The 24953-nt window shown below is 43.9% G+C and carries 22 protein-coding genes; 1 reads left to right on the forward strand and 21 read right to left on the reverse strand.

Going from position 1 to position 24953, the window contains the following annotated elements; translation table 11 throughout:
• Positions 1–148: 148 nt before the first annotated feature.
• The 21 genes from MKX30_RS21940 to MKX30_RS22040 form a co-directional block, all read right to left on the reverse strand.
• Positions 149–448 (reverse strand): hypothetical protein, encoded by a 300-nt coding sequence (locus MKX30_RS21940; protein ID WP_341063494.1) that lies wholly within the window; start codon positions 446–448, stop codon positions 149–151.
• A 33-nt stretch (positions 449–481) separates the two neighbouring features.
• A complete protein-coding gene (locus MKX30_RS21945; RefSeq protein WP_076265439.1) occupies positions 482–685 on the reverse strand; it encodes a hypothetical protein in 204 nt (67 codons plus the stop codon).
• A gap of 39 nt (positions 686–724) precedes the next feature.
• Positions 725–871 (reverse strand): hypothetical protein, encoded by a 147-nt coding sequence (locus tag MKX30_RS21950; protein WP_218639123.1) that lies wholly within the window; start codon positions 869–871, stop codon positions 725–727.
• An 809-nt stretch (positions 872–1680) separates the two neighbouring features.
• Positions 1681–1941 carry a hypothetical protein gene (locus MKX30_RS21955; protein WP_069079683.1) on the reverse strand — a complete coding sequence of 87 codons (261 nt, stop codon included), beginning with the start codon at positions 1939–1941 and terminating at the stop codon, positions 1681–1683.
• 65 nt (positions 1942–2006) lie between these two features.
• Positions 2007–3221 carry an ABC transporter permease gene (locus MKX30_RS21960; RefSeq protein WP_053324567.1) on the reverse strand — a complete coding sequence of 405 codons (1215 nt, stop codon included), beginning with the start codon at positions 3219–3221 and terminating at the stop codon, positions 2007–2009.
• Entirely contained in the window at positions 3218–3955 is a 738-nt protein-coding gene (locus MKX30_RS21965) for an ABC transporter ATP-binding protein (protein WP_053324566.1), read from the reverse strand. The genes MKX30_RS21960 and MKX30_RS21965 overlap by 4 nt, the downstream gene beginning before the upstream one ends.
• Positions 3952–5424, reverse strand: coding sequence for an efflux RND transporter periplasmic adaptor subunit (locus MKX30_RS21970; protein ID WP_076265437.1), 1473 nt, complete (start codon positions 5422–5424; stop codon positions 3952–3954). The genes MKX30_RS21965 and MKX30_RS21970 overlap by 4 nt, the downstream gene beginning before the upstream one ends.
• Before the next feature lie 35 nt (positions 5425–5459).
• Positions 5460–6569: a TolC family protein gene (locus MKX30_RS21975; protein ID WP_341063496.1), complete on the reverse strand. Its 1110-nt coding sequence runs from the start codon at positions 6567–6569 to the stop codon at positions 5460–5462.
• A 181-nt stretch (positions 6570–6750) separates the two neighbouring features.
• Entirely contained in the window at positions 6751–6924 is a 174-nt protein-coding gene (locus MKX30_RS21980) for a hypothetical protein (RefSeq protein ID WP_264454219.1), read from the reverse strand.
• Positions 6925–7354: 430 nt separating this feature from the next.
• Positions 7355–10168 carry a M14 family metallopeptidase gene (locus MKX30_RS21985; protein ID WP_341063497.1) on the reverse strand — a complete coding sequence of 938 codons (2814 nt, stop codon included), beginning with the start codon at positions 10166–10168 and terminating at the stop codon, positions 7355–7357.
• 129 nt (positions 10169–10297) lie between these two features.
• Positions 10298–11290 carry an LCP family protein gene (locus tag MKX30_RS21990; protein ID WP_341063498.1) on the reverse strand — a complete coding sequence of 331 codons (993 nt, stop codon included), beginning with the start codon at positions 11288–11290 and terminating at the stop codon, positions 10298–10300.
• A gap of 47 nt (positions 11291–11337) precedes the next feature.
• A complete protein-coding gene (locus tag MKX30_RS21995) occupies positions 11338–12036 on the reverse strand; it encodes an SGNH/GDSL hydrolase family protein (RefSeq protein WP_028541104.1) in 699 nt (232 codons plus the stop codon).
• A gap of 27 nt (positions 12037–12063) precedes the next feature.
• Positions 12064–13866 (reverse strand): acyltransferase family protein, encoded by a 1803-nt coding sequence (locus tag MKX30_RS22000; protein ID WP_075153699.1) that lies wholly within the window; start codon positions 13864–13866, stop codon positions 12064–12066.
• A 184-nt stretch (positions 13867–14050) separates the two neighbouring features.
• The gene (locus tag MKX30_RS22005) at positions 14051–15196 is read right to left on the reverse strand and encodes a hypothetical protein (protein ID WP_341063499.1); all 1146 of its coding nucleotides are present in this window, start codon (positions 15194–15196) and stop codon (positions 14051–14053) included.
• Between the two features lie 3 nt (positions 15197–15199).
• A complete protein-coding gene (locus MKX30_RS22010; RefSeq protein WP_341063500.1) occupies positions 15200–16660 on the reverse strand; it encodes a HAMP domain-containing sensor histidine kinase in 1461 nt (486 codons plus the stop codon).
• Positions 16661–16662: 2 nt separating this feature from the next.
• Complete coding sequence (locus MKX30_RS22015; protein ID WP_028541108.1) at positions 16663–17361, reverse strand: response regulator transcription factor; 699 nt, start codon at positions 17359–17361, stop codon at positions 16663–16665.
• Positions 17362–18322: 961 nt separating this feature from the next.
• A complete protein-coding gene (locus tag MKX30_RS22020) occupies positions 18323–19087 on the reverse strand; it encodes an ATP-grasp domain-containing protein (RefSeq protein ID WP_341063599.1) in 765 nt (254 codons plus the stop codon).
• A gap of 115 nt (positions 19088–19202) precedes the next feature.
• Positions 19203–19886 carry a metal-dependent hydrolase gene (locus MKX30_RS22025; protein WP_068941283.1) on the reverse strand — a complete coding sequence of 228 codons (684 nt, stop codon included), beginning with the start codon at positions 19884–19886 and terminating at the stop codon, positions 19203–19205.
• A 173-nt stretch (positions 19887–20059) separates the two neighbouring features.
• Positions 20060–20419: a hypothetical protein gene (locus MKX30_RS22030; RefSeq protein ID WP_341063501.1), complete on the reverse strand. Its 360-nt coding sequence runs from the start codon at positions 20417–20419 to the stop codon at positions 20060–20062.
• A gap of 27 nt (positions 20420–20446) precedes the next feature.
• Positions 20447–21082, reverse strand: a complete 636-nt coding sequence (locus MKX30_RS22035; protein WP_023986849.1) for an FMN-dependent NADH-azoreductase — start codon at positions 21080–21082, stop codon at positions 20447–20449.
• Positions 21083–21131: 49 nt separating this feature from the next.
• On the reverse strand, positions 21132–21515 hold the full coding sequence (locus tag MKX30_RS22040; protein WP_023986848.1) for a tautomerase family protein: 384 nt from the start codon (positions 21513–21515) through the stop codon (positions 21132–21134).
• Positions 21516–21647: 132 nt separating this feature from the next.
• On the opposite strand from MKX30_RS22040, the gene MKX30_RS22045 reads away from it, so the two are divergent.
• Positions 21648–24176, forward strand: coding sequence for a helix-turn-helix domain-containing protein (locus tag MKX30_RS22045; protein ID WP_209940910.1), 2529 nt, complete (start codon positions 21648–21650; stop codon positions 24174–24176).
• Positions 24177–24953: the final 777 nt, after the last annotated feature.

The following is a 24953-nucleotide window of genomic DNA, read 5'->3' on the forward strand; positions in this document are numbered from 1 at the left end:
ATAGTCCAATATATCCTGCAGATGTCGCTAAAGTTTGATCAAGTTGTAAACAAAATGTCACAGTAGGCGAAACCGTTTTATCGCAAAAACAACCTTATTCGCAGTTGATCACTGGAATAAGGTTGTTTGCAATATCATTAAAAGTCACTCAGTATTTTCCGGCGACGGCATTAAAAATTGAATTGGCCAGTAGTTGGAATTGCTGCTGTGAATGAGCGCCATTGGTTAGATCATTGGAGAAAACAGTAAGATTCTTTTTGTTTTCCTTATAGGTGAAGGCCATGATCCTTCCTCTTGCAGCATCGTGACCTGGCCACCAGCCCGCTTTGAAGAAGTTTTCTTTATTACTAATGGTTGCAAGAACTTTTGCGGCTTTAGGTAGTTTCGTAATGTAAGAACCTGAAATGGTGTAGAAGTATTCTTCATTATCGTAAGGGGCTGTAATCACATGATCCTGTTTGACATTTGCCAGGAAGACCCCTTAGCATCTTTCCCACGTCGGTTCAGCAAACGCAAATTGAGGAACCCGGTTTTTCACATTAGAAGGTTTAAGAACTTTGCCAACGGGTCTGTTATTGCCGAATGCCGTTATATCAAGATAGTATTTGGCTGCCAGCGGATGCAGATCGTCATAAGCCACTGCGAAGTCACCGGCTTCATAACCGGCTCCGCTCTTCATAAGCATGGTGACGTTTATTCTTTTTTTTAGCAGTTCATTGACCACTTAGATGGCTTCGTTATTTGTATTTCGGATTAACACATAGATGGAATGATACAGCATCTCTGTTACCGGAGAGGTTTTGTCCGCAAATACGCCAGCTTCTTTAACCGCATCACGTTCAAAACCGCGCAGATCCAGGAAATCCTGCACAATCTCACCTACTACGGAAGCATAGCTTTTCCGTCTGGACCGGTTCCTGGCTTACAGCGGCCGGCGCATCAGGCAAAGGTCGGGCTTTGACGTATCCGTCTTCCATGAAGCCAGAATCAAAACAAAGGCAATAACGATTACGGAAAGGCCTACCTGGGTGCCCGACACCTGACCTGCGCATTGAAATCAGACAGATCCAAAAAGTCCCAACAATAAAAAGAAATTTAAGGATTAGTGCTTAAAAAGAAGCTCTGTGCAGCAACGACTTCACAGAAGCTTCACTCTTGTTTAAAATTATTAGCTATTTCTTTTATGGAGTATCCTTGGACTAGGCGCAATTAAGTACAGTCCTTTGCTAGTCATTACTTACCATCAAAAAAATCCGATCGACTTCCTCTCGAATTTTCAAATCCAGGGTAACCCAGTGATAATCAATTAGTTCTCTATGTGAAGAGTATCCTCCCATCTTTTTTCATTTCTTAATAAATCTATAGCAAGATTTTTGGCAATTCTCAAAAGATAAAACGGATACGATCTTTGGGCCAGTCAAGGGAAGCACTTATAAACCGAATTAAAGCATTCGTGCAACAAATCTTCGGCATCCTGTTTGTTATGCACTATTCTCAAGGATTTCCAAAGAGTTCTGATTTATAAGATAAAAATAGATCCTCTAAATCTTTAATGTCCATATTTTGCTTATTCCTTCCGTTCTGTTTGGTTACAGTGTTCTCTTGACATAAATAACATAGAAATTTTTATCATCTGTCTCCTCAGGCTTTTGGACGAGCATTTGCTGATTCAAGTACTTTTCAACAAATGGCTGCATCTTCAATATCTGTAACATTTTTTAGAGAGGATTCGCTCCCTTTGGATTCGTTATTTAATTTGTCGGTTGATACTGTTTTTATTTTTTCTGCAAATTCAATCGTTTTTACTGGCTGTGGTTTACTACTGAAGATGTCAGAGAGTTTTAAAATATTTAGAACAATACAAATGATAATAATAAACAGTAGTCTTCTTCTCTTAATCCGATGAGCTCTGGTTCTATTATGCGTATAGCTTTTTTCCATAGTATATGTTTCTCCAAAATCTAGAAGCAGTTTACGTTTTATTTTGCGATCATGTGCCAATAAAATTATTCGTATCTCAATGCATCTATAGGCTTCAAGCTTGCTGCTTTATAAGCTGGATATACCCCGAATAGAATGCCTGTACCTGCGGAGCTGAGAAACGAATATATGATAGGCGAGACCGTAAATTGAATGGCCATATGAGAAGTTGCTTCAATTATTTTGGATGCTGCTATACCAGTAACAACCCCGAGGATACCACCCATTAGACCGAAGATAACTGCTTCTGACAGAAATTGAATCATAATATCTCTTGGCTTGGCACCGATAGCTTTTCGAATCCCGATTTCTCTCGTACGCTCTATAACTGAAACCATCATAATATTCATAATTCCGATTCCCCCTACCACGAGCGATATCGCGGCTACACCTCCCAGCAAGTTGCTCATGATTTTATCTACACCGAAAGCTGCACCTACTGCTTCGGACAGACTTGTAACTTGAAATTGATCCGGTTCTGAAGGTTTTAGCTGGTGCGTCACACGCAAGCTTTCCAATATGTCTGAATGAGCCTGATCCATCAAAGCTGGTGACTTGGCGGACACATCCAGAGTGACAATATTCTTCTCACCCAAACGGTTCATCATAGTGGTAGCAGGGATATAAATTTGATCATCACTACCGTAGCTTAAGTTCGTAACTGGCTGAGTATCCAATACTCCGATCACTTTGAAAGGGATCTGTTTAACTTGAAACGTTCGTCCTAATACATTTTGGGTATCTCCACCAAAAAGACGTTGAACCGCTTGGCTTTCAAGGACGGCGACATTCATGCGTTTATCCATCTCATCGTTGGTAAATGTTCTACCCTCGGCAAAGGAAACCTTTTTGACCTTATAGAATGAAGCGGAAGTCCCTACAATAGTGGCGTTATAGTTATATCGCCCCCACGTAGCTTTTGAATTGCTCGTTATATTTGGCATTAATGCATCTATAGACTTCTTTTGTTCCAACGCCTCGATATCAGCCCACGTAAATGAGGCCAAGTTGCTCACAATGACTTCTTCTTCAGTCATTGGCATGGCTGGAGCAACCATAAGCACGTTATTTCCTAATTTGTCGATTTCCTCCTTAATACTGGCCTTAGATCCATTTCCGATTGCCATAATGGCAATAACCGCCGCTACCCCAATAATAATACCGAGTATCGTTAAAAATGAGCGCATCTTGTTGGTGGTTAAGCTATTCATAGATACACGGATTGTTTCCATCAAATTCATAGGCTTACCATCCTTGATGAAATTCGTCTATTCGTAATACGCTCATCTCGTTCAATATTACCATCCCGAAAACTAATCAATCGTTTGGCATATTCAGCAATTTCCAGCTCATGCGTGACCAAGACGATGGTTTTTCCCAGCTCATTCAAGCCTTGGAACAGCTCCATAATCTCGACGCTCGTCTTCGTATCCAGTGCTCCCGTAGGCTCATCCGCCAGCAGAATAACAGGATTATTCACCAATGCTCGGGCAATGGAGACACGTTGCTGCTGACCACCAGAAAGCTCATTAGGCTTGTTATACATTCGTTCTGCAAGACCAACGCTACGTAGTGCCTCCACGGCTCGTTCCCGGCGTTCCTTGGCAGGTATACCTGCATACATCATAGGTAGCTCTACATTTGCTAATGCTGTAGTTCGGGGAAGTAGATAGAATTTCTGAAACACAAAACCCAGTTTCTGATTTCGAATCTCCGAAAGCTCGTTCTCACGAGCATCCAATATGGAGTACCCATCCAGGTAGTACTCTCCGGTATCGGGATGATCAAGACAACCAATGACATTCATCATGGTAGACTTGCCCGAACCAGAAGGTCCCATAATGGCAACAAATTCACCTTCGCTAATAGATAAATTAACACTGCGCAGAGCCTGAATCTTCTGACCGCCTACCTCATACATTTTTTTCAGTTCTTTAATTTCGATAACAACTTTATGGGATTGATTTTCTCTCATTGTGCCTGACCCCCATCAGGGTCTTGACCCTCTTGACTGCCATTGGAACCAGCACTACCACTCTGAGGTGGAATAACAATGGTCTCGCCTTCCTTGACACCGGACTTGATTTCGGCCTGATCCGCTGTATAGACACCTAGCTTCACTGGCCTGAATTCATAATCTGCAGGGTTAGCCGGGTTCTTCGCTACATATACTCCATCCACTCCACCTTCGGATCTCAATGCGAACAGTGGCACTGTAAGCGTATCTTTGTGCTCAGCCAACTGGAGCGATACATCTATATTCATCCCTGACTGTAGCTTTATTTTTTGGCTATCTAAAGATAATTCAATTTTGTATGTAGTCACATTGGATTCAGTAACCGGCTCTGGAGATACAAAGAGGACTTTGCCTTTAAATTGTTTGTCCGGGAATGAACTTGTGTGCATCGTAGCCTGAAGCCCAGTCCTCATTTTAGCAATGTCACTTTCGTTAACCTTGGCACTAACCTTCATAATGCCTGTATTAGAGTTGTTCATAACAATAAAAGGTGCTGTAGGACTGGTACCCACATCGCCGTTGACCTTCATGATTATTCCATCCCATGGCGCTGTAGCCTGTAATTTGTTCAGGACACTTTTCTTCTGTTCCAATTCCGTTTCCGCCTGTTGTAAAGAAGCCTGTGCGGATTGAATGTTGGAAGCATCAGGCGGGGACTGTGCAGCTCTTAATTGTATTAAAGCTGTTTTATAGCCCATTTCCGCCTCCTCAATCGCCTGAGCTTGGCGGTTCTTTGCCTTTTTATATTGAAGTTCAACATTATTCATATCCAATTTTTCCTTATCCAGGTTTTGCTTGGCCGTCGCCAGGTCACTTTCTGCAGCTGCATCATTCTGAACTAGATAAACCTGGTCATCATAATCCTTTTGTGCTTTATCCAAAGTCACCTTGGCCGCCTCTTTTTGTGCAGTGGCTTCCTCTAAATCCATCCCGTCCTTGGCTGTTTTAATCGCCATCTGTGCCTTTAAGACATTTGCCTTCTGGAGCTCAATATCACTGGACTTCGGTCCACGCTTGGTTTCCTCCAGCTTGGCTCGGGCTATCGCTACATTGGACTCAGCATTTTTAATTTGTAACCTGGAATCGGAATCATCCAAACGAGCCAGCACCTGACCAGCCTTGACACTATCTCCTGCTTTGACATTGACAGCAATGAGCTTGGCACCCTCGACATTTGTAAAATTAATATTCACTTCCTTAGATGCCTGAACGGTCCCAGTCACTTTAAGCGACTCGGTCATGTTTGTTTTCTGTACCTGTACGATCTGGTTCACAGGACTCTCCACGGGCTTTTCCTGCCCCTTTTTCATATAAACAAAACTTCCAATTCCCGCTATAATAACCAAGACAAGAATACCTATGATCCCTTTCAATCTTTTTTTCCTTCTTAACACTTGCAAAGCATCTTTCTTTTCTGTTTCCGACAATGTTATATCCCCTTAAAATGTATTTTTTCTAAAACCTATACGCTCCACGGCTTGTTTAAAGCATGTTGCAGCATTGTCATTTGAACAATTAGTTCATCCTTATTCCGTTCAATTTGCTTCACTTTTAACTGATTCGTGGCGACCTCTGTACCTGTAGCAAATCCTCGTTCCTTTTTTTTACGAGATATATCTAATACTTTATTAGTGTTCTGCAGATTACTTTGCATTTGTTCGTATTGTTCATAACTCTGCTGTAAGTTAAAGTACATACTCTTCAGTGTTTCTGCTAATTGGTCCTTGGTATTTTCCAATCCGCCTTCTGCTGAATCTACTTCAATCTGTTTAATTTCATAATCATCATTTCCTGAGTTCCACGTGTAATATTTAACTTCCATCTTTGCCAGCTTGACAGCCTCCTCCTGCCTCCATACCGAAGGACTCGCCGAGATGGCACGCGTCACAAGCGTATCTAAATTCGTGTTATCCATCTTCCGGTAAACAGGTCGATCAACCAGTTCATACACCGTACCTTGAGGTTGCCCCATTTGCGTATTTAGTGAATCCATCGCTTTTCGAAGCGCAGCTTTTGCAATCTCTACATTCTTTTGTGCTTCTAGTCGATTCTGAGTAATGGTGCTTTGATCACCTGGAGAAATTTTCCCACGGTTGGCTTTCGCCTCAGCAGCTTTTTCCTCCAATAACGCAAGCGTAAGTGCATCCTCACTGCTCTTCACTTTGTTATCAGCCAGAAGTACATCATAATAGTTTTTCATTGTAATGTAGTCTGTCTGATCTTGGGCTAGCTCGATTTGCTTCTTGGATTCGAGATAAGAAACCGTCGATGAGGCATACCCCTTCCAAGCTGAGCTACTAGCCGCATCTTCCTCACCGTTGCCTGTACCTGCCGGAATAAAATCCAAATTCTTACCTGCATTTTTTAGGTTAATCCGGTTACGATCTATCGTTTGCTGGGCTTCCTTCAAGCTAAAGCTATTTGATCGTGCCCATTGCTGGGCTTGACTCAGTGTTAATTTCACACTTGTATTGGAAGACTGCTGCTGCGCCTCTTCTGCTTGAACAAAGGACGCTGATAAAGAACTGGCCGATAAGGCCAATAGCAATAAAATCAACATGTGTTTTTTCATAGAACCGCCTTCTTTCCAATTTTTATATCTTTATATAAATACGTTGTTATACGAATCTTATATTTTCCTCAATATTAAAAGTATAAGATGGAATGATACTAAATATTTTTAACGTTATAAGGGGCCAAATTGCGTATTCATCCGGCTGTGCAGGAGCAGCTCCGTGCACACTTACCAGCCATTATTCAAGGTGCAGACTCCAATTCGGAAGTACATAAGCAGCCAGTGTTGTACGAATAACAAGCATAACGATACCGCTGCCTGTGAGTAAGAGAGCAGTTCGCATCCTGGTGAGAGCAAAGCGACCAATGGCCATACCAGTAACAAATGCAGGAGCCCAGGCCAGAGCAGACATCGAACCTCCCGCGATATCACTAAGAAGATAGGCGCTCGAGAAAATGCTTGATCCAAGAACCATTAGCGGCGGGGCCGTCACGAGCAAAACTGCTGCTGTTGTAACCATTGTGCGGGTCGAACGCTTTTGGAATAAACAGTATCCTTAATTCTTGTCTCCTCCACATACTCTCTGACGAATCTGCTCATCAGCTTTATACTGCTTAGCAACTTGCATTCCTCCCTGAAAATACTGAATTCACATTTTTATCAACCTGGTTATGCAGAGGATTGATGTCACGCTATAGTCCAATATATCCTGCAGATGTCGCTAAAGTTTGATCAAGTTGTAAACAAAATGTCACAGTAGGCGAAACCGTTTTATCGCAAAAACAACCTTATTCGCAGTTGATCACTGGAATAAGGTTGTTTGCAATATCATTAAAAGTCACTCAGTATTTTCCGGCGACGGCATTAAAAATTGAATTGGCCAGTAGTCGGAATTGCTGCTGCGAATGAGCGCCATTGGTTAGATCGTTAGAGAAAACTGTAATATTCTTTTTGTTTTCCTTATAGGTGAAGGCCATGATCTTTCCTCTTGCAGCATCGTGACCTGGCCACCAGCCCGCTTTGAAGAAGTTTTCTTTATTACTTATGGTTGCAAGAACTTTTGCGGCTTTAGGTAGTTTCGTAATGTAAGAACCTGAAATGGTGTAGAAGTATTCTTCATTATCGTAAGGGGCTGTAATCACATGATCCTGTTTGATATTCGCCAGGAAGACCCCTTCGTATCTTTCCCATGTCGGTCCAGCAAACGCAAATTGAGGAATCCAGTTTTTCACATTAACCATCCCCATATTTCCATAAGCAATGTAAGGCTTACCTTTCTCGACAAATTTATCGGAATCGAATGTATTCACCAGCACATCGGCATGCTGCTGATCATCGGTCACTTTAAAACCGAGATTTTTGAGCACATAAGCCGGTTCGCCGAGAGCGGCTACCGTAGAAGGTTTAAGAACTTTGCCAACGGGTCTGTTATTGCCGAATGCCGTTACATCAAGATCGTATTTCGAGGCCAGCGGGTGCAGATCATCATAGGCCACTGCAAAGTCACCCGCTTCATATCCTGTTCCGCTTTTGGATAGCATCGTAACCGCTTTGCCGGATTTAAGCAATTCATTAACCGTTTTGATGACATCGTTATTGGTGTTTCGGATTAAAACATAGGCAGAATGATTCGGCATTTGTGTTGCCGGAATCGATACGGAAGTCACCGGAGAAGTTTTGCCCGCAAACACTCCGGCTTCTCTAATCGCATCACATTCAAATCCTCGTAGGACTGGAAAGTCCTGTACAATCTCGCCAGCTACGGAAGCATAATCTGAGACGTCAATACCATCATATAAAACCATGTTTGCAATGCCGTGTGTGGCCTGATGCATATTTATGATAAATGAACCTGCAGGGTAGGTCTTGCCAGCAGCACTTACAGCTTTTGTCGAGCGTTCAACCTTTACTCCATTGCGGATAAAATATTCAATCATCCGGTAGGCTTCCAGCGGATTTTTTTGAAGACTTTTATCAGTCGGCAAAACGTAATATTCAGGGAAAAAATTCTTATTACCGTGACGCGGGCGGCCAATGACTTGATTTTTTGCATTGACTAGATACCGATCTACGGCATGATCATCCATATTATTAATTCCACGTTCATATATTTTCAGCTGGTTCAAAAATAACTTTTCTTTCTTTTCCATAACATAATCGGTTGCTGCAGCGACACTATAGTACAATGCTTTGGTCGACTCCTCATTCGATTCAGGTGTTTCCAGCGTATGTCCCATTGCACCATGGTGCATGGCGAAGACAGCTGTATAGGCTGGAGACGCATCGTCCCATCCCGAAGCAGTTCCTTTGGAAACATATTTAGGATTTTCGGCCGTTTTACGATGTTCTTCATAAGGAATATGGTAGTAATCATACTTCGTGTTTGCAATACCTGCTTCACCCATCACTTTTGCCTGTTCTACCATGTTATCCATAAGCAAATCGTATTCAATATTCGGATTGTGAGGCGGTGTGGTAGGCTCAATCAGAAAATTCTTATCAAACCCATGCAGATCTAGGAAAGAAATCGGCGACCATCTGGCGATTTGCTCTGTTATACTGCGTGTTTCAGGCTGAGTTTGATATGAATTATCCCGATTCAAGTCAAAATATTCAGCATTAGAACGTTCGGTATGAACCCTTCCATCCGGATTCTCCGTATACAGGAACAGGAAAAATACATGATCAAGCGCATCATCCAAATTCAGAGTTACCGTACTCGATTTTCCATTGGACGAGGTAGTTTTGTACGTAACATTTTTATCGAGGGCCATTGTCTTAAAATAATTGATAATCGCATCAAAGCCCGGCGCTTCATTTGGATGAATATTGTTGATCCAGATGGGCACTTGATAATCTCCGAATGCACCGGATTTAATATCGTTCTCCAGCTTTGCAGGATGATTCAGCATGTCAGGATGAGTTACATTCTGATATTTGTCAATCGTTGCTTTATCTTTGGCAAGCACAGTCATATAAATATCGCGGCCTTCCACGGATTTGCCGATCGACATCGTTTTAATGTATCTGTTGTTTTTTTGAGCTGCCTGTGCCGTAATCGCATCAATCTCCGGCTTCAGTTCGTCATACGTGCGGAAGCTGTCGTACGGGACCAGTTTCATGGGAGCACGGGCAACAGTTTTTCCGTTGACTGCTGCAGCCAGTTCATAGGTTCCCATCAATGATGCGTACAGTGGACGCTGCAGACTCGGTTCGGCAAGATTCTCCGTACCGTAAGTAAGACCGAAATTGATATTGGCAGTGACTTCTCCGTTTTCTGCTTTGACCTGAGTAACGGTGATAAAGGGAGCGCCATTATAATCGCGATTCTTGTATGATTTCCATTCCGATAATGGTTTTCCACCATATGTCCAGCGTATTTTTTTTATATTGGTCCCCTTCGGAAGTTTAAATCTAGCTTTAATTGTTCTTTTCTTCGTCATGGATGCTACATTGTTATCCAATTTCAGTGTCCGGGTATTTTCACCTTGCGTTGAAATTGTTTTTGTTGGTTGACTCTGTTTATCGTTCAATAACGTGCTTTTTGCACGCTGTGTAGCATCAGCCATAGCCATGTGCGGAGCAGTGATCTCCAAAAGCATTGCGGCGGATATGGTTAACACCAAGCAGAACCTTACTATCGGTTTCGTACCCATTCTTTTTCCCCCTATTTATAACCGAAAGACCATGTTGTACTCTTCTTTATTCACAAAGAGCATTTAACAGACTATTGTCCGGCAAATGATGATTTTATATATTGTCCAATCCTATTCAAAATCTGTTTTCTACTTTTGTTCGGAAGGATTGTCTGTAATCGAGTTAGAAGCGTCGGAGTTTATGATACTTTGCACAAATTGCTTCAAATCCGTTCGACTTTTTACGTCCAGAACAGCCGCTCTGCCAACATAGGTTTCTTTTAACAGCTTCATTGGCGGTATTTGTTCATTTCCCTGTAATGTACTTTGATACCCTACCGAAGCCAAATTCCACATATCAGAGACTGACAAATTGGTATCGATATACGGACTGATTTCCTCTAGAATGGAAGGAAACTTCATAATGGAAGTCGTTGTTTTTACCTTCTCGGCTAATGCCGTAATCAATTGCCGCTGTCTTTTTGTTCTGGAATAATCGGACATGGCATCATGACGAAAACGGACATATTGAAGCGCCGTTTTGCCGTCGAAATGCTGCTGTCCCTGCTTTAAATTAATATCATACTCATGCTGATCGGCTTTGCTCTCATAGTACATATCCTTTTCGACATAAAAATCGAGTCCGCCTACAGCATCCACGAGTTTAATAAACCCCTGGAAATCCGTATATACATAAAAATGAACAGGCACCCCCAGCAATTCGCTGACTGCTTTCATCGCCGTATCTGGCCCATGCGTAACAGCGGTATTAATTCGATTTTTGCCGTACCCGGGAATATCCGTATAAGTGTCTCGAAGAATCGAAAATACATGAATATGCTTATTGGCAGGATTCAATGAAACGACCAACATGCTGTCGGATCTGGGTATCTCGCCCTTGTCACTTCCACGGGCATCCACACCCATCAGCAGAATGTTGACAGGCTCGGTTCCCTCCCACTCCGGAGCTTCCAGAGCTTCGGCATTATCGGTGCTTACTTTAATGAACGAGGAGTTTGCCGGTGTTTTGTTAAGTCCTTCTAATCCTTTGTAAATGGACAAGAAATAGTAAAAGACAAAGATTACAGCAGCGACCACAAGTAACAATGTTACAGTCAATATCCTCTTTTTCCTCTGTGTCATGTCATTCTTCCTTTCTGGATGATGAACGCCCCTGCCCCTTTCTGTATTTAAGATTTTTGCAAGGCTGCTACGAGAAGTGAAGTGTAGTATCGGCTACCATCTGGTTTTAAATGGACGCCATCTCTATAAAAATATTCATCTTTGCCTACACTAGCCGAATACCAGTCCACCACGCTGACGTTACTGTATTCACCAGCGACCTGTGCAATCGTGTCATTCGCCGTGTCTTGCCAGCCTTTCGGCACCCGGGTGGTAACCAAGATTACCTGTCTGGCTCCAGAAAGGGATTGCAGTACGTCGCGCAGTTGGTCTTTGCTAAACGGACCGTTGGTGCCGAGTTCGATAATGACCTGGTCTCCCAGTTTGCCTTGGGCGGACAATTCATTAATGACTTTTATAGCTTGAGACATCTGCCGGCCAACCTTGCCGTCAACCGTCATATTCGGAAGCTGCTCTTTTAAATAAGGCTCAATTCCGACCGTAACCGAATCTCCAATCATCGTGACGCCCTCGCCGTTTAAGGAAGCGGATGGTTGAGCTTGTTCTCCGCTGGTGCTGGAAGCCGCACGCTTTTGTGCAGCGGGCTGCATCGCATCAAGATTGTATAGAGAAGAATCCTTGCTGCGTGATTCGTTATCATCCGAATTTTGCTTTGCGTGCATATGGAGGCCGATGGCTCCTAAAGCGATAAGGATAACCATAAAACCCCCTAATGTTTTTACCATCCATCCATTTTTTTTGTTCATACCTAGTTCATCCTTCCCTTTAACATGCTAGTAGGTTTTATCTTGTTTGATAGCATCAATCAAAAACGAGGCATAATACTGAGCGCCTTCTGGTTTCAGATGAACACCATCGTCATAAAACAGATCGTTGCGGTTTTCGCTGGCCGAATACCAGTCGATAAGCCGGACATTTTGAAATTCACCAGCAATTTCACGTAGATTGTCATTTACGGTATTCTGCCACCCTCTCGGTACTCTGGTCGTTATCAGATAAATGTGCCGGGAATCCTGCAGTGAAGCCAGCAAGGACTTCAGTTGACTCTGGTTAAAAACGCCGTTGGTGCCGAGTTCAATAATAATTTTATGGCCAAGTTTGCCCTGTGCCCGCAGGCCATCAAGCACATCCTCGGCCTGTGACATTTGCCGTCCCACCTTGCCATCTATGATGATACCGGGAAGCTGTTTTTCCAGAAACGGGGCGGCATCCAGAATGACAGAATCTCCAATCGCCGTGACCCCCTCTCCTTCTGCGGAATGGCCTGTATTTTCAGCGGAATGATTTTCAGCAGAACAGCCGGATTGCAGCTTTTCTGTCTGGACGGATTCCCGGCTTACGGTTGCTGGCACATCGGGTACAGGATCTGGTGAATCCGTCTTCCATGATGTCAGGACCAGAATGATGGCGATAACAATTACGACAAGACCTAGTTGGCTGCCAGCGCCTGATCTGCGGAGTGATTTTAGGCTGGTCCCAAAGGTCCCGCGGCGGATGGGCTCTTCGATGTATCTGTAGGAAAGACCCGCCATTATGAAACTGACCATTACCTGCAGAGCAATGCGCATATAGCTGGCATCTTCGGTACTTACCGCGGGACTTGATAAAATAATGACCGGATAATGCCATATATACAGACTGTAAGATCGCTTACCGATCCAGCTTAGAGGCCGGCAGCCGAGCAATCGTTCCAGTCGATTGGCCGGATGAACAAGTACAGCAATAACAACTGCAGTAATGAGTGATAAATAAAGAAAACCGCCGCGATACAGCGAATCATCAAACTGGTTGGTCTGACCGATCAGGATAAACAGCATTACAATGCCCAGTACGCCAGTCATATCCAGCATGGTCCGGGACGAAGAAGATACATTGTCGCTCAGTCTCCAGCTGGGCCAAATTACCGCCAGAGCCGCTCCGATTAAAATGGCAAACGCCCGCGTGTCCGTCCCGTAATACACCCTGCTTGGATCGGTTCCGGGTTCGTATATAACGGCCATTGCTATGGCGGATACGGCGGCGCAACCCAGAATGTATAACATCAGTCTGCCTCGTCGCGGTGCAAGGCACAGACCGATCAGTAGAACAAGCGGCCAGATTACGTAAAACTGTTCCTCAATGGAAAGCGACCAGAGGTGCCCGATTGGAGAAGGCGGGCCAAAGCTCTCAAAATAGGAAACATGATGAAAAATGAGATACCAGTTGTTTACGTAAAAAAGCGAGGATACAAAATTCCCTCTTAATTCCTGCAGTCTGGAGAAATCGGTAATTAAAAACCACAATGCCACTGCAGTCATCATAAAGATCATTGCTGGCAGTAGTCTGCGCATTCGTCTTATCCAGAATTGCACAATAGAAAAACCGCTGCGCGTCCTCCATTCAAAAAGGATCTGATCCGTAATTAGATATCCTGACAGGACGAAGAAAATCTCCACTCCCAGCAGCCCACCCTCTGCCCATCTGAAATGAAGATGATAAGCAATAACAGCAAGCACGGAGATGGCCCTTAGCCCATCCAGACCGGTCATATAACGTTTTATGGGTTGATTCAGGTGCAAATTCCGGTTTCCATTCACTATGGTCCATTCCTTGTCCTTATAGGCTAATGATCTTGCTTCATTTACTATAGAAAAAAGATGTCGCTAAAGTTTGATCAACATGTAAACAAATTGTCACAACGGTTGCAAAAAGAAAAACCTTATTCCGGCTGAACAACCGAAATAAGGTTTTTGACATATACAAATATGGCGATCCTAATCACTATTTCAATTCAATGATCAATGACTCCTTGCTAGGAGAATCTGTTGGCGCAGTCTGCGAGGAATCCAATTGCTTTTGTCCTTGAAGCAGTACACTTTTATTGTTCGGATTCCAGTACATATGCGTCGGCAAAATTCCGCGATACACCGGTTCGTTGTACATTATATTTCTTCCTTGCACCTTGCCTACGTAAGTGACATTTTGATCATACACGGTGTATGCGATATTTTTCCTGTCAGGCGAGAATTCAAAATCAAGCACTTTTTCCAGAATGACGGAGAGCTCTCCGTTTCGCTGATCATATTCGTACAATGAACTATCCGTTCCGAGAAACACAAACTGGTCGTTATTCATCCAGGCTACTGAATCTCCACCAAACTGACGCTCGTATTGAAACTCAATATTATTCCCGGAAACCTTCCCCATGGTTAACACCTTTTTCTGACCTTGTTTTGCACGAAATAACTGCAGCAGTACGCTGCGACCATCATTTGCAAGGTTAACACTCAAAAGCGTGTCTCCCTTTAGGATACCTTTTAACTGATATTTGCTGGAAGTTTGAGCCCCCATATCGTAGATGTACAGGCTATCAGCTCCATTATCAACCGGGTTTTCTACCAGGTAGCCGATATACGAACTGTTGGCAGACCAGGAAACATATTGTACATAAGAATCGTTTCTGGTACTGATCCTGTCTATTTCCTTTTCTTTGCCATCCTGCAAGGAAATAAGCTTTAAGGTTGTCTCCGAGGAAGAACGAGAAAATTCGCAAATATATTTACCATCGGGAGAAAGTATAGTATTGGAAGTTACATTGCCGATTCCGGGTATGGCCTTGCTCTGCTCATACGGATAAGTTAAACGTTCCAGCGTGCCTCGCTTCAGTATGGTCATGGCTCCTAACGAAGCGATGACAGCATCTGCAGACGACCAGCCCAGCAGCTGACCCGTATTCACAAAACGATCCGGAAGCCGATATATTCTTTGGACCTGAAACGGCCGAGAGCTTTGATCGGCACTGGAAACTTCATTGCTGTCGGCGATGACGACGGTCTCTGTTTTTGGTTCTGAACCGCATCCTGACAGCAGTAATACCACGACAGATACGACCAGCAGCATTACAAAATATTTATATTTATTGCCCATTATTCATTCTCCGTTCCCCGCGGTTTCCAGAGCTTTAAATTCCACCGTTACGATTGTTTCATTATGCTCGTTTGTAATCATGATGGAACCTGCCAATTCTTCAACGATGGATTTCACAATACTGAGCCCCAAGCCTACACTGCCTTCTTCCGCACTGTCGGAATAAGCCGGATAAAATGGTTGTAACAAGCGTGACAGATGTTCTGCCTCAATCGGATCGCTTGGATTGCTGAAGATCAAGCGGATCTTTTCTTCTGACCGCACCGCTTTTACCGATACTGCCGAAAACGGCAAACTGTATTTTATCGCATTATCTATCAAATTAATGAACAGCTGTCTAATTCTGTCCCCATCGGCCAACGTGATCAATTCCTCACTAATCTCATATTCAATGGTCTTTTTATAGCGCTGTGCCCGGATCGTCATTGATTCACACACATCCCGCAGGATCAGCCCGATATCCACCCGCTCAAGCTCATTGATCATGATATTTTTGCGTGAAACTTCCAGCAGTTTTAGCACCATCGCATGCAGGCGCCTGCTCTCCTCGATAATATGATTCATTCCTTTATCAAAAAAAGCACGATCTTTCTCACCGTTCAGCCTGATCAGCTCTGCATATCCCAGAATGGAGGTTAACGGCGTTTTCAGTTCGTGAGTGATATTGTCAAAAAAGCGCTTTTCCTGCTGGTGAAGTTGCTTTAAATGGTCCCGGTCCTTCTCAATAATATGAATCTGTCTACTAATTTGATCAATCATATCGTTAAAATTTTCAGCCAGTCGGCCAATTTCATCTCTGCGTTTAAAATGAAGGCGGATATCCAGATTCCCGTTTTTCACCTCGGTGGATGCTTGCGTCAGTCTGGTCAGCGGGATGGTAATATGCCTGGAAAGAATATAGGAAAACAGAAAGGCTGCCGCAAAAATCGCCAAGGCAATATAGAGAGTAATCTGCCGAATCTGTCCGGTTTGTTCGTAGAGTGAGCTGAAATCTTTGTAAAAACGCAGTATGCCCACCTTTGAACCGTCTATAACAACCGGATAGGAGAAAAGGACAGTCGTCTTATTACGATCATAAGTAATGCTGTACGCTGTATTGCCATCAATCGCCTGCTGTAGATCGCTTTGCATTTGCTGCTGAAATAAGGAGCTGTCCGGGGCATAAAGCAATTTGCCTTTCACCGTATATACGCCAACACTGCTGTCCGTGGTATGGTTCAGATCAGTTGCTATCTCCCTGGCAATCTCTCCAAAATACAGCTCATTGCTGCTGAAATGGTTAATCAGGAAAGCCTGGCGCACATACACATTGCTATTGTTTTTCAGTCCGACCAATTCGGAGGTAACCAAATTCTGATTGCTTGTCCGGATAAATTCCTTGACTGTCTGATTAAGCACGACAAAAGAAAACGAAAAAATCAGAAAAAAACCGATCAGAAATTTGATGCTGATTTTACGTATCATGCTTATCCACCCATTTTTTTAAATTTGTACCCGATTCCGAAGACGGTAGTAATGCATCCAGTGGCATCCAGCTTTTTGCGGAGTCTTTGGATATGCGTATCAACCGTACGGGTATCTCCGGCAAAATGATAACCCCATACCAGATCAAGCAGTTCGGAACGTGTAAAGTTTCTGCCCGGATGTTTAACCAGCATCATAAGCAGGTCAAATTCCTTGGGGGTCAATTCAACGGGACGGCCCTCTTTTTGGACAAGCCGTTCTTCTTCGATCACTTCAATATTTTCAAACCTAATGACGGCTTTCGCGGCTTCTTCCCTGTCCGGGCTGCTCGCCTGCTCCACTCTGCGCAAAATGGTTCGAATGCGTGCAACAACTTCGCGCAGATCAAAAGGCTTGGTAATATAATCATCGGCACCGAATTCAAGGCCGAGAATCTTATCGGTAATATCCGATTTGGCCGTAATCATGCAAATCGGTATGTTATAGTCCATAGTCACCTTTTTGCAAATATCTAGACCGCTCTGGTCAGGCAGCATCCAATCCAGCAGCAGCAAATCGGGCTGAAACGACTGCAACTCATGCATTCCCGCTGCTCCGCTGGCCGCTGTGCGTGTCTGGAACCCCTCCATAGAAAGCCCGTACGAAAGCAAGTCGGCAATCGGGGCATCATCTTCAATAATAAGAATCTTTGCTTTATTCATAGCAATCCTCATCTCTATTTTTAATACGGCAGGTTTATGACATTGTCCATTATATTAATCATTCAGGGGAAAACAATCAAATGTATATTGTAAATGTTTTTACGTAAAAAACCACGCGCAAATGACTGCGCATGGTTTTGATTACAGCATAGAGAGCTATGAAATATTCGGAAACAAAAGGAGGCTGCTTTAGCGATCCAATAAATTCAAGGAAATATAATCACATGTTTCCAACAAGTATGACATCTTACAAACTAGTAATTATTAAACAAACTATTTCTCCCGTTTAGACTCGGTGCATACTACAATTAATCTTAATTATAATTGCAGATAATTTTTATTCAGTAATTCCTCTTCTAATAATTACTCACATGTGTGGTGTCATAATTAATGAGAAAACAACAGCAGAATACATGCATTATTTGAGGATCATTTTCATAATTAATGAGAACTCATTGACTCGAAGTTATTAGATCTGCCCTAATTTTCATATTTCATGAGAATATCCACAACTCTAAAAATGAGTATTTATACAATCAATAATTTGTATAACTTCTTCTTTGTCAATTATGATGATTTTTCTCGTATAATCTGAAAATTTTTTCATTAAATATGACACCTCTCTTCGGACGATAAAGTTGTGTACCAGTACCCCTTGGCGTATCAACGTTTTTAGCTTATTATGTGGTTCTATATATACAATAAAGTTGTGTACTAGCGAGTCAACTAAAATTTGTGCGATAAACAATAAAATTGAGTACCAAAATCCAATATCTTTGATAAGGAATTCTCTATCTTTTTTATATATTTTTATTAATTGGTTCAGAACAAAGGACCTTTGGACCATATTTTCACAAAAAAAACCAAGCTAACGATTATAAGATGGACTTTTTCTTGTACAAAAAAAGAGTCTGCCCTTGGGCAGACCCGATACAAATGAACAGTCTCGTGCAAGTTGTGCTCAGATAGATTGAACCTGCTGGATGGAGGCTGTTTCAATTCGGATTAATGAAAGCGCATGCTCTACCGATGCCGCTGCTTCTTCGGGGGGACTCCCCCCTCCCAAAAAATATCCTATATAGTTTTTGTTGCTAGTCGCCGGGACGAGCTCCGAGTGTTCTCCTACATCTAAACTGATTCGATGGATTCCATCCATATGCTCCGCCTCGTTTACTCCATTGACGCTCATAATGACGACCTTTCCTTCCACTTGTGGCAGCAACAATTTTATGCAGCAGAACGGATATTTCACCTTCTCTTTCACATAAGGAATGTCGAGCAAATGACACACGGTAGCACGCTGCATGTTGACGCCTGTGGTTAGCCGAACCATATCCCAAATTTGATTGCCACCGTATCGTGTGTGAGACTCGATAATGTACGGTATGCCTCGCCGTAGCTTGATTTCTGTATGTGAGGGGCCTTCAAGATGTCCAATGGAAGTGAGTAAACTGCATACCGTTTCTTGAATAGCCTCTCGATCTTCCATTTTCAAAGGTGCGGGTAACAGGTGACCAGCCTCTATGAAATAAGGCATTACCACCTCTTTGGTTGTGATTGCAAGCACTTCGTGCCTTCCATTAGTCGTCAGCACCTCAACGCTGTATTCTTCCCCGTCGTCTATATACTCCTCAATCACCAGCGTACCATCCAATATATATTCATCCTGCTGTGTGCTATGACGCAACGCGTCTTCAATCTGTTCGAAAGAGCGGATAATTGAAATCCCCCCCTACCTTACTGGGCTATTCAAAAATATCTCTTGATAATCGTATAAGATGGACTTCTTTGTTTTCTTGTTTTCGGCCGATTATTTCGTGATAAAGTCAAAATGATCAGCGTTAAAGTTCAATTCCCTCACCAGCTTCAAGAACTACCCCTACCCCGGTCGGCAGTAACGAAACAAAGAAATGGGGGTCTTGCTTAATGAACGGAAACGTGTTGAAATGGATCGGTACAACCTGTTTGGCCTGAAGCCATTCTGTAGCCACTGCGGCGTCTTCTGGACCCATAGTGTGATTGTCCCCGATGGGTAGAAAAGCCAGGTCAATTGCATTGCGTTCTCCAATCACCTTCATATCGTAAAACAGGCCTGTGTCCCCGGCATGAAACAGCGTTTTACCTTCGGCGGAAAACAGTATTCCCGTGGGCATCCCCGTATAGATAATTGTTTTTGTTTCTTTGTATACATGACTTGAACTATGAAAAGCTTGTGTCAATTTTACTTTCCCAAAGTCAAATGTATACGCTCCGCCGATGCTCATTGCATGTGTACGTACGCCTTCCCATCCGAGAAGGTCCGCCAGTTCTGCCGAAGCAATAACCAGCGCGTTGTTACGTTTGGCAATCTCTACGGTATCTCCCACATGATCGCCGTGCCCATGGGTTAACAGAATCACATCCGTCTTTACCGTGGATGCATCCAGGTCCGTATTGGCGTTCCCTGTAATAAACGGATCGATCAGAATGATTTTCCCGAGGGTCTCAATTTTTACAACAGAATGTCCATGATAGGTCACCTTCATTATGCTTCCTCCTTGAATTCATTGATTGTTGCCGGGTTTTCTGCGGGTGAAGATCATATAACACGCAACTGCAACCATGTTAGATAACACAATAATTAGGCCCATGGGTATGGCCAATTTACCCCCACCGAGGCCGGTCAAAGGTGCCGCCAGTCCGCCCAGTACGAATGAGATCAGACCAGCAGTGCTGATGCGCTGCCGGCCGCTTGTCCATAGTTTTGCATCGCAAGGGAGGAACCGGTTGTGGTTACGATACCGACGCTGGAAACGGTGAAAAATAGAGGGGTGCAAACGGCATACAGTCTCCCACCACTGATCAGCACAATGAATAAGATTAAACCACTCACAGTTGCCAGCGTAATTTCGCTTATAAACAGAGTTTGCCCGCTAATGCTCACTGACAGTCGCCCTGTAATCTGACCTGGAATGATTAGTCCCAGTCCGTTCAGGGCAAACAGTATGCTGAATAGCTGCGGAGACGTACCGAACAGATTTTGAATGACAAACGTGGAGCCGGAGATGTATGCAAACATGTTTTACGATACATGCTTCATCATTGCTTAGAAGTTTTGCGCTGCTGTACGTGCTTGTCCAATGGCTTCGGCTTTGATCTGAGGCGCACGCTCTCCTGCTGAAGATATACCCTCGATGTATAGATGATCCACGTCAGTAATTCCCACAAAATTCAGTACGGTTTTCAGGTGACGGCTGCCGTTCTCCCGATCAGCGACAGGACCTGCGGAGTACACGCCGCCACTAGCTTGGATGTGGAACGCTTTTTTGTTTTTGAGCAGGCCGACCGGGCCGTTTTCGGTGTATTTGAATGTTTTAGCTCTGACACAGAAGGAATCAATGTATGCTTTCATCACCGGAGGATATGAGAAATTCCACATCGGTGTCACGAACACATATTTGTCTGCGGTCACGAACTCCTCCAGGAGTTCATTTAACTGAGTTACTTTTTGCTGCTGTTCCACTGTCAGTTGATTGAACGTACCGCCCGTTTGCAGCTTGCCCCACGCTTCCAATACGTCAGCATCAATGTACGGAATGTTGCGTCGATACAGATCCACATGAATAACCTCATCCTGTGGGTGGCTTTCGCGATAAGCTTGTACAAATTGTTCGCCGGCAGCAAGGCTGTAGGATGCTTCCGGGTTACCAGGGTGAGCAGTAATATATAATAATGTTGACATGGTTATGACTTCCTTTCTTATATAAACGAAATTTATGATGGGTAATGAGTTAGGCGAGGAATGGACCAAGACCATTGCCATACGACCAGTTTTCTTTCGTAACCTCAATAAGATTGATGAATACATCCTCTTTACGAATACCAATCTTCTGATGCAACTGCTCGGCAAGTGCCGCGTAAAAATCTTTTTTCACTTCATCAGAACGACCGATGTTCAAAGTGATTTGAATGATAAGAAATCCATCACTTCTTTCAATGTCGAGACACGTTGGATCAAAACTCAAATTTTCGCGATCCAGTTCTTCAATAATCAAAAACCGATCGTTTGCAGGTACATGCAGTTTATCCACGACAGTTTGCAAGACAACTTCCCCGATCTGCGTTTTCTCTTTACTCGGACGACCCTTCAGTGTAACAATGCGAGTTAAAGGCATCAGTGTTACCTCCTTGTTTTGTTTATGTTGATATGGATTATTTTATCTGCTACAATCCAGAGCACGAATGTACATAAGTTCGTGTTTGTTCGTGTGTTCAAGTTGCTCAAACTATGAAATTCAGGTGATTGAATGGATGACAGTAAATACGCAAAAGATTGGCCCCATGAATGGATCAAAAAAATTCGTACGAGACCTTCCAGACAAGAGACGTCAAAAAAGATGCGGCAAGTGGATCTGGCGAAGCGGGTTGGTGTTGATCCAAGGACGGTACAGCAATGGGAAAGTGGAGATCGTCTACCCAGCATCGGAAACCTCAAGCAGATTATTCAGGTTTTTTGGGAAGAAGGGTTGTTTCTGAAGGGAGATCCTCGCCAGGAAGCTGAACAGCTTTGGATGGCTGTAAAGCGTTTATCGGAAGCGCGTTCAGCCACGAGACGCGAGTTTGAGGATTTTGATAAGGCCTGGTTTGATACGCTGATGACAACCAAAGCAATACAGCCGGAGACAGGCAAAGAAAAGCGAGGTACCGCGGTCACGGCACCAGCCCGATTACGGAAGATGCCATCCACCTTTGTTGGACGACATCAATCCAGAGATGCCTTGGCGGAGCAGTTAACTCACCACGCGCTAGTTTCCATCATTGGATCTGGTGGAATCGGCAAAACGTCCCTTGCTGTCGAACTGGCTTCGACGCTTACGGAACGTTTTCCGCAAGGCATCTGGATGTTTGAATTTGGTGCAATCAGTGAAGCGCATGACGTGGGTCCGTTTCTTTTATCCACGCTGGGGCTGTCAAACCAAGGGAGCCAGCCCGATGTACAAGTTGTACTGGAAACGGCAATCAACCGTAATATGCTATTTATTTTCGATAATTGTGAGCATCTCATTGATGTCATCGCCACGGTGGCCGAGTCTCTTCTGGCAGAGGCACCAGAGTTATCCATTTTGGCGACCAGTCGAGAGCCACTTAACATTGCAGAAGAGTATGTTTACCGAATCCCTCCGCTTTCTTTTCCCGTGGATGAAGTCACACTGGATGAACTTTCCGAAACGGAATTGATAAACTATGAATCCGTACAACTGTTCCTGGAACGAGCCAGCATTCAGGCTCCCCATTTTGCGGTCTCCCTTCCCCATCTGAAACGGATTGCTTCGATATGCAAGAAAATTGGGGGCATCCCGTTAGCGATTGAGCTTGCTGTGGCACGAATGAATATGCTGACCCTGGAACAGATTGAAGAACGTCTGACGAATCAGCTGACCCTGCTGACCGTAGGCAAACGAACAGCCACGCCCCGGCACCAAACGTTACGTTCAACAATTGACTGGAGCTATAATCTACTTACGGGCAGGGAACGTCTTTTATTAAGACGGCTTAGTGTATTCGAAGGAGGTTTCACACTGGAGGCGGTGGAAGGAATCTGCATCTGTGAACCAGACATACCCGATCGGGAAGACCGCATAACTGTGGTAGACGTGGTTGATCTCTTGTCGAGCCTAGTTAACAAGTCTCTAGTCTCCACACAAATCAGCTCGCACTATGGCTCCATTCGCTATTTTCTGCTGGAGGCCATCAAGGAATATGCGAGTGACAAGTTCCGTGAAGAATCCGATGATCGCAAGCGAGATGCTCTCTATGAGCGTCATGTGAGGTATTACATGAAGTACCTTCTACAGGCTGAATCCCAATTTCGGAGCATTGAACGTGAGTCCTGCATCGAGGCGGTAAGACGGGAATATGCCAATCTGCGTTCTGCACTTCAATGGTCTTATTCAAGTGTTCAGGTCCGTCCTAGTGGTCTTCATATGGCGGCGCATCTGTATTGGTTCTGGCTTCACGAAGGCAGGTTGAAAGATGGGTTGTTTTGGTTGGAGAGATTTCTGTACACGGAAGAAGAAAGCCATGCCTTTCGTACGGATTCAGCCAAAGCGTGGCATGGATTGAGTATTATTCAATTTATACAGGGCCATACAAAAACAGCTATGGAAGCAGCGACACGAAGTGTGGAAATTGCCCGTGAACAACAAGAGATTTCCCTGTTAGCCTCATCCCTGCGTTTGCTCGCTTTTCTCCACATTAAGCAGAATTGTATCGAGGAAGCGGAAACGGTTGTACAGCAGAGTGCAGACTTGGCGAGAAGCGCTCATGACTCATGGAATCTTGCCTCTTCTCTGCATGCATACGGCAAAATACGGCTGGAACAGCACCGATACAATGATGCTTCCGTATTGCTGAGAGAAAGTGTACATCTCTTTGAAACGGTACAGGATCAGTGGGAAGTGTCCGGTCCCTATGAATGTCTTGGGTATACCGCTTTGAAACTCGGGAAGCTGGATCAATCAATCGAATATTTCAAGAAATGCATTGCCGCAAGCCAAATATATCGAGGGTCCTGGGTTCTCTCCCGAGGAATTGAGGGGTTAGGGATTACCTTATGCGCTCAGGGAGCGCTGACCGATGCAGCGATCCTTCTTGGAGCAGCCGAGAAAGGTCGTCAAGCCTATGATGAGGGTAGCATACCCAATTTTCCTGACGAACATCGTAAGAGTGTAAGCGCCATTCAGCAGGGTTTGCAGGAACAGGAATGGTATAGATGGTGGAACAAAGGGAAAGAGATGACCCAAGCTCAAGCGCTTGCCTACGCTTTGGAGATATAGAGGGTTGCCAATCGAATGAATAGATAAACTAGACGAACCATCGCTGTCCCCCTTGAACTACAAAGTGATGAAATTCATTTGCTTGTGGCCAAAGGGATTTTTTGATAACAACAAAAGTCGCCATAACACAACATTAAGCAAAACGAGCATACCTATGTTGTGTTGAAAAAGATTCTGTTTCCGCAAGTCAGGTAACCAGAACTGATCCAGGTCGGAATCACTGAAGGTGCACCCTCGCTAACAGTTTTTTCAGAAGTACAGACGGGTCATTACCTCGCACTAAAATTGTTAATAATCCTGATTCACTGGAAAATAAAGCATTAAAGATATAAACTTCGAATAATCTTTTTTCTTGAGCCCTCTCATATGATGAAAGTAATTCAATTTGCGCCTTGGAAACCACGTTGAACCAGAATAACGAGTGCACAGCAGAACTATGGTTACGATACCAACAAAAACCGGACTTTTCACTGGTTTACTTTACGGGCTGTGACAGCTTCGCTGGTACTACCCCGACCTACAATATACGCCTCCTCAGCCAGAGAGCAAGAAGCAGCTTGTCGCCAAGCTGGAGGAAGCAAGGCGCCACATGCATGAGATTGGGGCGTCGCTGCAGAACATAGACCCAGGGCGGCTGGACGCTCTCTTACAAACTGCAGTGTTATTTGGCTAACGGGACACGATGTTGAATGTTGACCACAACAGCGGCCAGTCTAGGATTTTATTTTCGCTTCCTTATCTGCCGCTGTTGCATTTGTCGGATCAGTCGAAAAACAT

This window comes from Paenibacillus sp. FSL P2-0173, from assembly GCF_038008045.1.
In the GTDB taxonomy this organism is placed as follows: Bacteria; Bacillota; Bacilli; order Paenibacillales; family Paenibacillaceae; genus Paenibacillus; species Paenibacillus polymyxa_B.

Excerpts from the sequence above, each read along its gene's own strand:
- MKX30_RS21945 (WP_076265439.1), bottom strand. The coding sequence starts at position 685 with ATGCTTATGAAGAGCGGAGCCGGTTATGAAGCCGGTGACTTCGCAGTG.
- MKX30_RS21955 (WP_069079683.1), bottom strand. The coding sequence starts at position 1,941 with ATGGAAAAAAGCTATACGCATAATAGAACCAGAGCTCATCGGATTAAG.
- MKX30_RS21960 (WP_053324567.1), bottom strand. The coding sequence starts at position 3,221 with ATGAATTTGATGGAAACAATCCGTGTATCTATGAATAGCTTAACCACC.
- MKX30_RS21965 (WP_053324566.1), bottom strand. The coding sequence starts at position 3,955 with ATGAGAGAAAATCAATCCCATAAAGTTGTTATCGAAATTAAAGAACTG.
- MKX30_RS21975 (WP_341063496.1), bottom strand. The coding sequence starts at position 6,569 with ATGAAAAAACACATGTTGATTTTATTGCTATTGGCCTTATCGGCCAGT.
- MKX30_RS21980 (WP_264454219.1), bottom strand. The coding sequence starts at position 6,924 with ATGTCTGCTCTGGCCTGGGCTCCTGCATTTGTTACTGGTATGGCCATT.
- MKX30_RS21985 (WP_341063497.1), bottom strand. The coding sequence starts at position 10,168 with ATGGGTACGAAACCGATAGTAAGGTTCTGCTTGGTGTTAACCATATCC.
- MKX30_RS21990 (WP_341063498.1), bottom strand. The coding sequence starts at position 11,290 with ATGACACAGAGGAAAAAGAGGATATTGACTGTAACATTGTTACTTGTG.
- MKX30_RS21995 (WP_028541104.1), bottom strand. The coding sequence starts at position 12,036 with ATGAACAAAAAAAATGGATGGATGGTAAAAACATTAGGGGGTTTTATG.
- MKX30_RS22005 (WP_341063499.1), bottom strand. The coding sequence starts at position 15,196 with ATGGGCAATAAATATAAATATTTTGTAATGCTGCTGGTCGTATCTGTC.
- MKX30_RS22010 (WP_341063500.1), bottom strand. The coding sequence starts at position 16,660 with ATGATACGTAAAATCAGCATCAAATTTCTGATCGGTTTTTTTCTGATT.
- MKX30_RS22015 (WP_028541108.1), bottom strand. The coding sequence starts at position 17,361 with ATGAATAAAGCAAAGATTCTTATTATTGAAGATGATGCCCCGATTGCC.
- MKX30_RS22025 (WP_068941283.1), bottom strand. The coding sequence starts at position 19,886 with ATGAAGGTGACCTATCATGGACATTCTGTTGTAAAAATTGAGACCCTC.
- MKX30_RS22030 (WP_341063501.1), bottom strand. The coding sequence starts at position 20,419 with ATGTTTGCATACATCTCCGGCTCCACGTTTGTCATTCAAAATCTGTTC.
- MKX30_RS22035 (WP_023986849.1), bottom strand. The coding sequence starts at position 21,082 with ATGTCAACATTATTATATATTACTGCTCACCCTGGTAACCCGGAAGCA.
- MKX30_RS22040 (WP_023986848.1), bottom strand. The coding sequence starts at position 21,515 with ATGCCTTTAACTCGCATTGTTACACTGAAGGGTCGTCCGAGTAAAGAG.
- MKX30_RS22045 (WP_209940910.1), top strand. The coding sequence starts at position 21,648 with ATGGATGACAGTAAATACGCAAAAGATTGGCCCCATGAATGGATCAAA.